The sequence below is a fragment of the Bacteroidota bacterium genome (genome assembly GCA_016715425.1).
Lineage (GTDB): Bacteria > Bacteroidota > Bacteroidia > Chitinophagales > BACL12 > JADKAC01.
In genome coordinates, this window is sequence record JADKAC010000005.1 from 549,500 (window position 1) to 562,738 (window position 13,239).

The window sequence follows — 13,239 nt, forward strand, 5'->3', positions numbered from 1 at the left end:
GTATTGCATTCATGTATATATTTGTACTTGAACTTAATGCTTAACCAACATGAAACATACATTCCTAACTATCACCTTGTGCTTGGTGGCTTTATTAGCCATTCCAAATGACATACAATCTCAACTGTACGAAAGTCCAATACATGTAATTCTTTACAATGATGATCCGGCTTATAATTCGGGCATCCAACAAGCAATAAATAAGTATTGGAGTTTGAACAACTATCAATTTGTTACGGAAGAGGAATTTACTAATCTTAAAAAAGAAAATGCTAATCTCTTTCTGGTAAAGAATGAATCGCAAAGTGTGGAATTAGGCACAGTGGTTTATGATGAAGTAATTCGCATAGTACATTTTTCTAAAGGGGGGAAAATGATTACACAGGTAGCTGGTACACCGGTTATTAAAAAAGATGAAGACGACTCTTCTATTTCCTATGTAAATGCAGTACTTGGTTTACAGGATAAAGTGCAATTTGAAATTAGTAAAGGCGAGAATAAAACTGCATTCAACAGTTATTCAGAAAAAGTAAAATATCGAACTAACATTGTAAAATTAAAAACACTCTATATTGCAGACGAGGATATCAAACAAGGTCTGACAGTTGAAATGGTGAATGAATTATATTCGGGAGAGTTGGTAGTATTAAGTCGCTCAGAGTTGGCAGACTTAATTAACAGCCAGTCAAATATTGTTTATGCTATTGTAAACAATAAAGCGACGTCAGGGTTTACTTATGTGAATACAAAACAAATAATAGATGCATCCAATGGTCAGGTACTTTTTACAAATGAAAGTACTACTATAAAACCGGAAGGATTCAGTAAAAAAGATTGGAAGAAACTGGCAGATTGAGGGTTAAGCAAATTGTCAGACTTAAGAAGGTTGCCTGAAAAGGCAGCCTTTTTTATTTCTGTGGATAAATTAAAACTTGTATTCACAAATTCATTTGAATAAAAGAAGTAGATTGCTTACCTCAAAGGGTTTAAATACTTTTAATAAAATATAAAGACTATTTCCCGCAGTCACGAATTACAAATTTATCACCCACAAAAATTTTTAATGACTTTTGGAAATTATACCTAAAATTCAATGATGATAAGGGTATTATAGATTGGCTGTCACAGAAGGATATGTACCGAAATTGACAGATTGTTGCGAATTGCCACCACCAGTATTTCGCCACAACTTTGCCTTGCTTAATCAATCAATAAATAATGAAATTTACTTCAATCTGCTATCTCGCTATTATAATTGCACTGCACACACACACACTTCAAGCAGCAAGCACTTCTGACAAACATGAATTATCTGATCGTATTGATTCAACAGTTTATGTGATTTTAAATAATGATGAGAAGACAAATGATGTAATTCAAAAAAGCTTTGAGCAAAACTGGACGCTCTCTGCAATTAAATGTATTTCTAAAGAGGAATATCAGGAAATTAAAACTTCCCACGATAACCTCTTTATCATGTTATCCCATAATGAAGGGATAGACGGAAACGCTTTTGTATATGAAAACACAATACAGGTATTTTACCTGGTACGCAGCGGTGCGTACCGGGTAAATATTACCGGTGTTCCTGTAGCTGAAACTTCAGTGGAAGGTAATATGGATAATGCAGTGCATTTACTTCAGGATAAAATAAGTTTTCAGCTTGCGAAAGAACAAGAAGAAATGGATTTTGCAAGTTATAGTGATGCTGCTAATTCCAGAGTGAACATTGTAAGAACAAAAGCATTATATATTTCTTCTGATGATTTGGATAAAAATATTGCAGGCTTAGATGCGATAAAAGAATTGTATTCAGGAGAAGTATTTATTGTTAGTCCGGAACAGATGCAAACAATTGTATTTCAGAAATCTGATAATGTGGCGTATGTGATTGTGGAGAATTTTAAATCAGGACTAAATTACCAGAACAGTAAACAAGTGATTGATGCCGCCAACGGAATGGTATTATATTTTGACGAATCAAAAGGAATGAAAGCGACTGGATTTTCCAAAAGCGATTTCAATGCCTTACAGAAATAATAGAATAAGAACACACCAACTTTTTATTCGAATTCGGCTTTAGTAGAAACACAAAAATCCTGCACGTCGTGGTGCGGGATTTTTTATTTATTAAATCTGTAACCTTTCAGAAAATCAGTAACCGACATTTTTTTCTTGCCCTCTAATTGCAATTCAGTAATATCAATTAAACCATCAGCAGTGGCAAAGCGTAAATATTGTTTTCCATCCGTAATGTAATTGCCCGGTGATTGCGAAGTTTTATCGAATATTATTTTTCCTGAAAATATCTTCAGTGTTTTATCTTCCAATATTGTCCAGGCTGTTGGGTAAGGACTTAATCCACGAATGAAATTATAAATGGTTTGTGAAGAATTATTCCAATCAATTTTGCAATCTTCTTTAAAAATTTTTGGAGCAGTTTTATTTGAATTTTTGTGTTGTGGCATTGTATTAAAACTTCTTGACTCAATTGCTTTTACAGTTTTAAATAATAACTCAGCACCTGCCAACATCATTTTATCATGCAAACTTCCTGCATTATCATCTGGAAGTATTTCAATAGGTTTTGTAAAAAGTATATCACCCGTATCAATTTCTTTTTTTAAAAAAAATGTGGTTAACCCGGTTTCAGTTTCACCATTTAGAATTGCATGATTAATGGGTGCAGCCCCTCTGTAATCAGGCAACAAAGAAGCATGCAAATTTATGGTTCCCAATTCCGGCATGTCCCAAACAATTTCAGGAAGCATTCGAAAAGCAACTACTACAAATAAATCTGCACGTAATTGTTTTAATTCATCAATAAAGGATTGGGCTTTTAGATTTGTCGGTTGTAAAATTTTTATTCCGTGTTGAATCGCACATTTTTTTACCGGTGATTCAGTGGATACTAATCCACGACCTGCGGGTTTATCTGGTGCAGTTATTACAGCAGCAATATCAAATCCTTCATGAATTAATTTCTCTAACGAAGACACTGCAAACTGCGGCGTTCCCATAAATACAATTTTTAATCTATCAGCCATTATTCAAAATCGGGATATAATAAATATTTTTTTCTCATCTGCTTAAATGCCACCAAATCATTCTGCCAGCTTAAGCGTATTTCTTCTTCTGTTAAACCTGCTTCAATTTGAATTCTTAATTCATCCGTTCCTGCGAGTTTATTAAAGTAACCACTAGTCAGGAAAAACTTTTCTTTATTGGTAAATCCCGCATACATCTGTAAGAGATATTGCAATGATAGCTTTTGTTGAATGAGTGCAGTATTTGAATTTTTGGTTAAATCAAAACCATTACAATGCTCTCCTTTAAATGGTGGTGACGATGATCCAAAACTACTTTCTGGAATAAAAGAAAAATCAGTTGCAGGATAATAGGGTGATCCGAAAATTTGAAATGGATTTGCTGTTCCTCTTCCTACCGAAACATTGGTGCCTTCAAAAAAACATAATGAGGGATATAAATAAATGCTTTCCATGCTCCTCAAATTCGGTGAAGGATTTATCGGTAATTTATACAATGAAGTATGATCGTAATTTTTACAGGATATAATTTTTAAATCGCAGTGTACACCATTTGCTAACCAAGCTTCTGCATTAATCATTTGCGCAAGTTCGCCAAACGTCATTCCATGAACAACAGGAATTGGATGCATGCCTACAAATGAATTGAACTCTTTTTTCAATACAGGACCATCCACATAAAATCCATTTGGATTGGGCCGGTCAAGAACAAGTAAGGGAATATTATTTTCAGCACAAGCTTCCATTACATAATGCATGGTGGAAAGAAAAGTATAGAATCTTGTTCCCACATCCTGAATATCAAAAATTACATAATCAATATTTTTTAATTGCTCCGCAGTAGGTTTTTTATTCGTACCATATAATGAAATAATTGGAATACCGGTAGAAACATCTTTTCCATTTTGTACCGAAGCCCCATCATCATGGTCGCCACGAAAGCCATGTTCCGGTGCAAATATTTTTTGTACCTGGATACTTCTTTTAATCAAGGAGTCCACCAAATGCGTATTGTTAATCATTGAAGTTTGATTTACCACTACGGCTATTTTCTTATCAATGAGCAGCGGAAGATATAATTCCGTTTGATCAGCACCTGTAATTATATCAGTATCAAAAAATGCAATTTCCTTTTCGGCAAATACAAGATTTGCTTCCGTTGCGGAATTGCTATTTTTACAACCATAGTTCAGGCAAGCTATTATGCAGAAAATAAATGTGTACATTATGCAAGTTAACGTCGTAAAAATAGTGGTTGTTGTCTGAATGCGATTTGAGTTATTCATAGCACGTAGAATTATACGCAGGGAACCGAGATCTTTTTCACGGTTAATCGTAATTATTGCACGTATCGCAATTACACTGAGTTTATCTGTAATGATTATTTCCACTTCCATGGTAAATGGATTTCGCAATTCTATTTCTGAAAAGGTGTATAGCTTTTGGGGGCATATCAATATTGCAAAAGAAAGTTTGCGCAATTCTTATGACGACCTGCCAGTTGTATTAGAGCCAAAATTTATTGAGGACATTCAATCAACAGATGGTGTGAAGCATGTGCAGGTGTATGCAAGGAAAGCCGGTATAATAAAATCTGCTACGGATATTGAAGGTGTAATTTTTAAGGGTATCAGCTATGATTTTAATTGGGATCATTTTAATCAGTATATAGTAAGTGGTGAGCCATTGCAGATCTCTGCAGACAGCACTTCCAGTGATATTATGCTTTCACGCTCTATTGCAGACAGAATGAAATTTAAAATCGGCGACAGTGTTATTCTGCATTTTGTGGATCAGCAAAAAGATGGTGATTATGTGCAGCGCTTTCGAAAATTGCGTGTGTGTGGAATTTATAATACAGGGCTCGAAGAGTTTGACAGAATGTTTGCATTAATGGATTTAAAACAAGTACAACGTTTAAATAATTGGCAGTCCAATCAAATTGGAGGTTATGAAGTCTTTGTAAACAATATTAATAATATTGATAAAATACAGGAAGTGCTGGACACTGAAGCGGATCCTTTTTGGAAAGTGCAAACTATTTATGAAATCATACCCGGAATATTCGATTGGTTAAATCTGCAAAAGATTAATGAACGTATTATTATTATTTTGATGCTGATTGTTGCAATCATTAATATGGTTACCTCATTGCTTATTTTAATTTTAGACCGTACACAAATGATTGGAATCTTAAAATCTATTGGTGCAACAAACTGGTCGGTAAGAAAAATATTTTTATACAATGCTTCTTACATCATTTTTATCGGATTACTGTTTGGAAATATTCTCGGGTTGGGTATTTGCTTTTTGCAAAAAGAATTTGGAATAATAACATTACCCGAACAATCGTATTATGTTTCAACAGTTCCGGTTGCGATAGATTGGTATAAAATCACATTACTAAATGCAGGAACATTTGTTGTTTGTCTTATCTGTTTACTTATTCCTTCCGTTATCATTTCCCGTATTAGGCCGGTGAAGGCTATTCGGTTTAATTAATTCTGAATTATTGTTCTCATTGGATTTATAAGGGCAATGCCTACATCCATTGTTACAACAATACCCTCGATCTAATAAATATTTTTCAGTGAAAACTAAAAGTCCGGAAATATCTATGTAATAATCAATATTTTCTTTAAGCTCGGACATAATCAGAAGTATCGGAAGCCTGTGTAATTAAATGGGGTAATACTGCGCAACTGTTCTTTTATTTCATTGCTTACTTCCAGAGTATCAATAAATTTTTGGATAGATTCTTTTGTAATATTTGCATTACCTCTTGTTAATGATTTCAACGCTTCGTAAGGTTTAGGATATCCTTCTCTGCGCAAAATAGTTTGTATGGCTTCAGAAATTACTGCCCAGTTATTATCCAGATCGTCGTGAATTTTTTGCTTATTCACTTCTAATTTTTTTAATCCTTTTTGAATTGATTTTAATGCAATAACTGTATGAGCCATCGGCGTTCCGATGTTGCGCAATACTGTTGAGTCAGTGAGATCACGTTGTAATCTGGAGAGCGGAAGTTTATTTGATAAATGTTCAAAAATCGCATTAGCAATTCCGAGATTACCTTCTGCATTTTCAAAATCAATTGGGTTTACTTTATGTGGCATTGCTGAGGAACCTACTTCATCTTTATTCACTGTTTGCTTAAAATAATCCATACTGATATAGGTCCAGATATCTCTGCATAAATCAATCAGAATTGTGTTGATACGTTTTAAGCCGTCGAAACTTGCAGCAAGATTATCATAATGTTCCACTTGAGTAGTGTATCTGCATCGCACTAAATTTAATCTTGAAGAAACAAATTCATCTGCAAATGAAATCCAGTCAATATCCGGATACGCAACAAAATGCGCATTGAAATTTCCTGTTGCACCACCAAATTTTGCAGAAAAAGGAATGGCATTTAATAATTGTCGTTGTGCATTTAATCGCTCTATAAATACCCGTATTTCTTTACCTACCATTGTGGGTGAAGCAGCTTGTCCATGTGTGCGTGCAAGCATCGGAATCTGGCTCCACTTGTTTGCGAGATCACTTAAAATTGCAACCGTTTCTTCCAGCATCGGATAATACACATCAATAACTGCATCACGAAAACTAATCGGTATTGCAGTATTATTTATATCCTGTGAAGTAAGCCCAAAATGTATAAATTCTTTATACTTCTGCAACCCTAATTTTTCAAAATATTCTTTGATATAATATTCCACCGCCTTCACATCATGATTGATAGTTTTTTCTATCTCTTTTATTTTAGCACATTCGGTGATATCAAACTTCTTATAAACATTGCGCAATAGCGGACGCAATTGCGGATCAAAAGAAGAAAGTTGTGGCAATGGAATTTCTGTCAACGAAATAAAATATTCTATCTCCACATATAATCGAAACTTAAATAAACCAAATTCTGAAAAATAAGGAGCAAGCTCAGAAACTTTTCCACTATAACGACCATCAATCGGCGAGATATTCATTAAATCATTTTCTGCCATATAACATTTTTACAAAAGTACGGAATAATGCACTTTGGATATTGAAAAACCGGATTAGGAAATAGAGTCTAAATCTATTTCACGCATACATTTAAAATGTTTTTGCGGACATTTTTCAAAGCCGATTTTAGAACATGGTCTGCAATAAAGCCCTTTCACTTCCATGATTTGATTTTTCTTTCTCAACATATCCAACGAAATATTTTTACCATAATAAGGATACATACCAAACTCAGGAATTGTATTTCCCCAAAAGGATATAATCGGTTTTTGAAATGCTGCGGCAATATGCATCATCCCGGTATCATGCGTAAATACACGATTGGATTGTTGAATGATAGATGCGGATGTATTAATAGAAAATAAGCCACATGCATTCCAAATGTTTTTATTTGTAATTGCAATTAAATTTCCGTTTTCTGTATCCTCTTTTCCACCTACTAAAATTATTGGGTTGTTAATGCGATTACATAATTCTATTAATTTTTCTACGGGTAATTTTTTAGTAAAATGTGCAGCACCTATTACTACTGCATCATATCCATTGCGATGTGTTTCGGGAAATTCAGTGATAGTAATTTCATCTTCTTTAGGAATATAATATTCCAATCCATCACCATCATCCATCACACCCAATACTGCAGCTGCTTCTAAATAGCGTTGTACAATATGTGTATCGGGTAAAATATTTTTCTTGAAACGCACCATCACCCATTTGCGAAAATTGAGTTTATCAAATGAACTCACAGATAATTGCAGATTAGATGTAATCATTCCCGACCGCAAATTTTTATGCAGGTCAATTACATAATCATATTTTTCAGCCGCTATAATCCGTAATAAATCATGCAGATGTTTTTCAAGAACAATTACTTTATCTATGTGTGGATTCGCAGTTAGAATTGATGCATATACTTTTTTTGTTAAGTAATGTAATTCCACATCGGGCAATTGTAATTTAATACATCGCACAATCGGAGTGGTGAGTACAATATCACCAATACTTGAAAATCGTATGATCAGAATTTTCTTACGCATTACCTTTGTTCAGCAAATATCAAAAATGTTAGGATTAAAATTACCAACAGATCCGAGATGGGTGGATTTAGCTTCGATGAGTATTGAGAATATTCTTTCGGATCATGCATATTGTGAGCAGAAAGCGGCTTCCACTTGTATCTCTATTATTCAACTATTTCCGGAGCATGAGCGATTGGTAGAAGAATTATCGCCGATTGTTACAGAGGAGTGGGGACACTTCAGAATGGTGTTGAAAGAATTAAAACGCAGGGAGTTAAAATTAGGCAGACAACGCAGCGATAAATATGTGAGTGCGCTCATTAAATATCAAAAAAAGGGTGGCAGCAGAGAATCGCTTTTGTTAGAAAAATTATTAATGTCGGCTTTAATTGAGGCTCGTAGTTGTGAAAGATTTCGTTTGCTGAGTGAAGGATTGGAAGATGTACATCTTCAAAAATTTTACAGAGAGTTTATGATTTCCGAAGCAGGGCATTATAGAATGTTTATTGATTTGGCGAACGCATATTTAGGCAAAGATGTAGTGAAAAAACGCTGGCAGGAATGGTTGGAATTTGAGGCAGAATTAATACATCAATTAGAACTTGATGGTAAACGCATGCATTAATCGTTTTCGGTTTTTAAAAAATCTATGTTGCGTGTTAAGCCAATATATTTTGTTCTTTTAACAGGAGATTTTTTAAAGACACTATTGAAAGTTTCCAAAGAAAGCGATTCCCATTCTTCTTTGCGCATCGCCATTAATTTTGCTGAAGGCATAAATCTAATTTCCTGATGTGGTTTACTAAACCTATTCCACGGACATACTTGCTGACAAATATCACAACCAAACATCCAGTTATCCATTTTACCTGAAAAATCTTCAGGAATATTTTCTCTCATTTCAATAGTGAGATATGAAATACATTTTTGTGCTTCTATTGAATAAGGTTGCAATGCATCTGTAGGACATGCATCAATACATGCTGTGCAAGTACCACAATAATCCTTTATCGGACTATCGTACTCTAATTCTAAATCACAAATAATTTCAGCAAGAAAATAATACGATCCATTTTTCGGATGGATGAGAGTTGTGTTTTTACCCTGCCATCCTAATCCACTTTTCTTTGCCCATGATTTTTCTAATACCGGAGCAGAGTCAGTAAATATGCGATATGAAAATTCCCCTGCTTGTTTGGAAATAATGTCAGCAAGCAATTGTAGTTTTTCTTTTATTACAAAATGATAATCTTCTCCATACGCATACATCGAAATTTTTGGTGCCAATTCATCTTCCTGTTTTATTTCGGAATAATAATTATACATCAGGCTAATAACTGATTTTGCACCGGGAACTAATAGTGTAGGGTCAACACGTTTTTCAAAATGATTTTCCATGTAATGCATTTTGCCATGCAATCCTTTTTGTAACCATTGTTCTAATTGTATTGCTTCCGTTTCTAATTTTTCTGCTTTTGAAATTCCACAAAAAGCAAATCCTATTTTACCGGATTCTGATTTAATAAATTGTGTGAGTGAAGTGCGATTCAAGATTTTATCTCTTTTGCACTTTGTAAAAGCACATCATTTTTAATGATATGCAAACCGTATTTTAAATGCAGTGCATTATGCATCATCACTAAGGCTACGTCACTTGCATGTATGCTTTTATATTTGCGCAAACCACCTATCAATATCGGATTAAAAATGCGCATAATAATTTTGCCAAAACCTTCACCAAATCTTTTTTCTTTTCTCTCTCCTTCTAATAATCCCGGTTGATAAATGCACAATGTGGAATGCGATACTTTTCCTTTCCACTCCGCAATTACCTCTTCCTGCATTTCACCTTTTAGTTTTGAATAAAAAATAGTGCTGTTTGGATTAGCACCCATTGAAGACATAATGTGCAGTGATTTACAATTATGCATTGCACTGTGTCTTGCTATTTGCACCGGATATTCTTTATCCACTTTTTTATAGGTTTCTTTATTTCCTTTTTCTTTTTCCATGGTGGTGCCCAGACAACAAAAAATATGATCAGAAGAAAATAAATCCGGATAATCATGTAGTTGTGAAAAATCAATTACTACCTGTTGTAATTTTTCATGATGCACATTCAATGGCTTGCGCACCACCACTTTTACCGAGGTGAAAGCTGTATTGCTTAACAGTAATTCTGTTAAAGCACTTCCTGTTAATCCGCTTGCGCCAAAAACTGTTGCAGTTGCCATATATTGAGTTTAGAAAAAATATTTTTTTGTTTTAAAAAACAAAAAATGAATAAAGTACCACATACATGCAAACAAGGAAAGCTGCTGATAGTTGCGTAAAATCTGCCAGTTATATTTTGCCACTTTCCATTTGTTTGCCGATAAAGAATTTTCGGAAGTATGATAGGTAGCTAAAATTTCGGGTAAACAATATCCTGTTATTCCTGATTGTAAAATTTTTAACCACAATCCCCAGTCTTGTCGCATACGCAATTCAGGCATATATACTTTTCCCAATGATTCTGAATTGTACATTGCAGTTAAGTTTCCGATTGTATTGTGTTTTAATAATTGTTTGTAGGTAACCGATGCAGGTGCTAAAATTATTTTTTTATTGTGTGTTTTAGTTTGCAAAGTTTCGTACCAGGTATAAGTGAGTAAATGATTATTTGCTTCCATAAAAGCCACCTGCTTTTCTAATTTTAATGAATGCCATGTATCATCTGCATCTAAGAATGCAATATATTTTCCAATCGCTTTTTTAATACCTGCATTTCTTGCAATGCCGGGGCCTCCGTTTTGTTGCAAATTTATTATTGAAATTTGTGCATGTTGTTGTGCAAGTGCAGTAATTATTTCCAAAGAATTATCGGTAGAAGCATCATTAATTAAAATTATTTCGAATGATTGCAATGTTTGATATAGCACACTATCCACTGTTTTGGCAATAGAGATTGCTGCATTATATACCGGAATTATTACTGAAACTTTAATTGCGGTCATATCATTTAAAATTGATGCTGCCGAAATAAATATAATGTATAAAATGCCATGCACTCATACTTGATTTGTACTCTCCATATTTGCGCATAGTGTATGCTAAATTTATAAATAAAAATTGCCAGCCATATACTTTACGAATCATCGCTCCTTTTGCGGTAACCATTGCAGGTGTATAAATGCGACCTGAAGTATTCATTGTTTTTAAAATGCAAATGTTTATAGGAATATATCTGGCTGTTCCACCTGCTTTAATTATATCATTCAAAAAAATAAATTCTTCACCTCCGGGATAAGTGGCACCCAATCCAAACTGCTCGTTAAATGTTATTTTATTCTGTAGAATCCAATTGCGTTTCAACAGCATTTCACAAGAACTCACTTTTGCGGCAGTGCGTACGCTGTGAAGAAAAGTATTGTTGCTATAATTTTTTATCGGCTGCATTTTATCATCCAGCATCTTTCCCGTTAAAGTAATTGCATCCGGATATTTTTCTATGGATTGCAAAAGTGTGCTGTAAATATTTTCGGTAAGTAAATTATCATCATCGCATAACAGTAAATAATCTGTAGTGATATTTTCTATACAGGCATTTCTGCTTTTAGATAAGCCGGTTTCCTGCATGCTGATAAATTTAATATAGGGGGCGGATAATTTTTTATAAACCAACTTATACTCTTCTATCTTTTCAAATGCAGTAATTTGATGTACTATTACTATTTCGTCGAAACCTGCATTACATAAAGCATCAATTTGGAAAATGCCATCATTCAATGTAGATATTGCAAGCCCGATTGTGGATTTCATACGGGTAATTTTGTTTGTAATATTTTATTCTTCATCAGTATTGAAATCGGAAATCAATAGTAATTTTTTTCGGATTAAAAATAGCGAAGTTACTTGTAAAACATTTTACCATATACAATACCTTTTTCCTGATAAGCTGCATTATGTTTAACCTTTAATCAAAATCAACATCATATCATTTATAATGTTTCTAGTGAAAATTTCATAAAATACCAATCACTATATTTTTTATAAACAGAATCAATTTTATTTGAATTTTAAAAAGGTTTAATTAGCTTATTTTTGAGCTTTCCAAAAAAAAATGAAAATACTTGGCTCAAAAAAATAAAATAGCATTTTTCTATCCATCGCATTTTCCGATTAAAGGAGGTTCTTCCATTCATGGGTACTATCTGGTTAAATATCTTACTGAAGCAGGTTTGCAATTAATTACTTTTCCCGATAAACCTGATAACATCAGTATATATTATCCTTCACGTTTTAAATATATTCTAAAAGCCATAATGCAGTCTGATGTTGTTTATGTACGAGTGCATACGGAAGGGAACACAAGATTTTTACCCTTAATTGCAAAAATTTGTGGTAAGAAAGTTATTGTTGAACTTAACGGATTGCCGGATGAATTGAAAGTGACCAAAGGATATTCCGATGTGCGGATTAAATATATTGATAGGCGATTGAAACTTTATTTTCGTTTGGCAGATGTAGTTATTACACCTAGTAAAATGCTTGCTGATTATTGTAAAACTTATCTAAGAAAAAAGAATGTTGTGATAATTGAAAATGGTGGTGAACATTTTGGTACAAATTTTAAAAATATTGATGAAGATGTATATGCTTCTGTAATGGACATCAGAAGAGTACATAAAAAGATAGCTATATGGTCGGGCACAGCAAATCCTTGGCAGGGAATTTCTATGGTGGAAACACTTGCAAAGATTAGTGGTATCGATTTAGGAATAATTATTATCAGCAACGACAGACATGTAGAGTTTACTTTTCAAACCATTGAACGGGTGTATATTTATAAAGGGCTAAACCGAGAAGAAATTTCTTTTATAATATCAAAAGCAGATGTGGGAATGGCATTTTATGATGATCATCATTGGTGCAGATATCAAGATTATTATGGTAGTTCATTAAAGTACTATGAATATCGTGCAAATGGATTATCTGTTGTTGCAACACCTTCCGGTCATTTAAAAGATGAAGCTGGTCCGGAGGTTTTTATTTCCAATGATATCAGTGCAATGTATAAATGGATTATGGAACATGCAGAAAGAAAAGAGGATAACTACTCCTATCGTTCATGGAAAGATGTTGCGGATGAAACGATAGCGGTTATTGATAAATTAAAAAATTAG

14 protein-coding genes are annotated in these 13,239 nt (G+C 33.7%); 5 read left to right on the plus strand and 9 right to left on the minus strand.

What is annotated here, in order from left to right; all coding sequences use genetic code 11:
- Window positions 1–49: 49 nt before the first annotated feature.
- Both IPN31_08160 and IPN31_08165 read left to right on the plus strand, forming a co-directional pair.
- Window positions 50–856 (plus strand): hypothetical protein, encoded by an 807-nt coding sequence (locus IPN31_08160; protein ID MBK8681863.1) that lies wholly within the window; start codon window positions 50–52, stop codon window positions 854–856.
- Between the two features lie 362 nt (window positions 857–1,218).
- The gene (locus tag IPN31_08165) at window positions 1,219–2,040 is read left to right on the plus strand and encodes a hypothetical protein (protein MBK8681864.1); all 822 of its coding nucleotides are present in this window, start codon (window positions 1,219–1,221) and stop codon (window positions 2,038–2,040) included.
- A gap of 83 nt (window positions 2,041–2,123) precedes the next feature.
- Here the strand turns inward: IPN31_08165 and IPN31_08170 are convergent, their stop codons facing one another.
- Both IPN31_08170 and IPN31_08175 read right to left on the minus strand, forming a co-directional pair.
- Window positions 2,124–3,047 carry a methionyl-tRNA formyltransferase gene (locus IPN31_08170; GenBank protein ID MBK8681865.1) on the minus strand — a complete coding sequence of 308 codons (924 nt, stop codon included), beginning with the start codon at window positions 3,045–3,047 and terminating at the stop codon, window positions 2,124–2,126.
- Window positions 3,047–4,444 carry a DUF1343 domain-containing protein gene (locus tag IPN31_08175; protein MBK8681866.1) on the minus strand — a complete coding sequence of 466 codons (1,398 nt, stop codon included), beginning with the start codon at window positions 4,442–4,444 and terminating at the stop codon, window positions 3,047–3,049. The genes IPN31_08170 and IPN31_08175 overlap by 1 nt, the downstream gene beginning before the upstream one ends.
- Between IPN31_08175 and IPN31_08180 the strand changes: the two genes are divergently transcribed.
- Complete coding sequence (locus IPN31_08180) at window positions 4,443–5,549, plus strand: ABC transporter permease (protein MBK8681867.1); 1,107 nt, start codon at window positions 4,443–4,445, stop codon at window positions 5,547–5,549. The genes IPN31_08175 and IPN31_08180 overlap by 2 nt on opposite strands.
- Here IPN31_08180 and IPN31_08185 read toward each other — a convergent pair.
- The 3 genes from IPN31_08185 to IPN31_08195 are packed head-to-tail and all read right to left on the minus strand — an operon-like array spanning window position 5,487 to window position 8,092.
- On the minus strand, window positions 5,487–5,699 hold the full coding sequence (locus tag IPN31_08185; GenBank protein ID MBK8681868.1) for a hypothetical protein: 213 nt from the start codon (window positions 5,697–5,699) through the stop codon (window positions 5,487–5,489). The two genes, IPN31_08180 and IPN31_08185, sit on opposite strands and share 63 nt — an antisense overlap.
- 2 nt (window positions 5,700–5,701) lie before the next feature.
- Complete coding sequence (gene purB, locus IPN31_08190; protein ID MBK8681869.1) at window positions 5,702–7,054, minus strand: adenylosuccinate lyase; 1,353 nt, start codon at window positions 7,052–7,054, stop codon at window positions 5,702–5,704.
- Between the two features lie 54 nt (window positions 7,055–7,108).
- Window positions 7,109–8,092, minus strand: coding sequence for a glycosyltransferase family 9 protein (locus tag IPN31_08195; GenBank protein ID MBK8681870.1), 984 nt, complete (start codon window positions 8,090–8,092; stop codon window positions 7,109–7,111).
- Between IPN31_08195 and IPN31_08200 the strand changes: the two genes are divergently transcribed.
- A complete protein-coding gene (locus IPN31_08200; GenBank protein ID MBK8681871.1) occupies window positions 8,070–8,699 on the plus strand; it encodes a tRNA-(ms[2]io[6]A)-hydroxylase in 630 nt (209 codons plus the stop codon). The genes IPN31_08195 and IPN31_08200 overlap by 23 nt on opposite strands.
- On the opposite strand, the gene queG is transcribed toward IPN31_08200, so the two are convergent.
- From queG to IPN31_08220, 4 genes are read right to left on the minus strand one after another with little or no spacing between them, the layout of a single operon-like run.
- Window positions 8,696–9,628: a tRNA epoxyqueuosine(34) reductase QueG gene (queG, locus tag IPN31_08205; GenBank protein MBK8681872.1), complete on the minus strand. Its 933-nt coding sequence runs from the start codon at window positions 9,626–9,628 to the stop codon at window positions 8,696–8,698. The genes IPN31_08200 and queG overlap by 4 nt on opposite strands.
- The gene (locus IPN31_08210; protein MBK8681873.1) at window positions 9,622–10,308 is read right to left on the minus strand and encodes an NAD(P)H-binding protein; all 687 of its coding nucleotides are present in this window, start codon (window positions 10,306–10,308) and stop codon (window positions 9,622–9,624) included. The genes queG and IPN31_08210 overlap by 7 nt, the downstream gene beginning before the upstream one ends.
- Window positions 10,309–10,317: 9 nt before the next feature.
- A complete protein-coding gene (locus IPN31_08215; GenBank protein MBK8681874.1) occupies window positions 10,318–11,070 on the minus strand; it encodes a glycosyltransferase family 2 protein in 753 nt (250 codons plus the stop codon).
- A 1-nt stretch (window position 11,071) separates the two neighbouring features.
- Entirely contained in the window at window positions 11,072–11,875 is an 804-nt protein-coding gene (locus IPN31_08220; protein ID MBK8681875.1) for a glycosyltransferase, read from the minus strand.
- A 311-nt stretch (window positions 11,876–12,186) separates the two neighbouring features.
- Here IPN31_08220 and IPN31_08225 point away from each other — a divergent pair, with 311 nt between their 5' ends.
- Window positions 12,187–13,239, plus strand: coding sequence for a hypothetical protein (locus IPN31_08225; protein MBK8681876.1), 1,053 nt, complete (start codon window positions 12,187–12,189; stop codon window positions 13,237–13,239).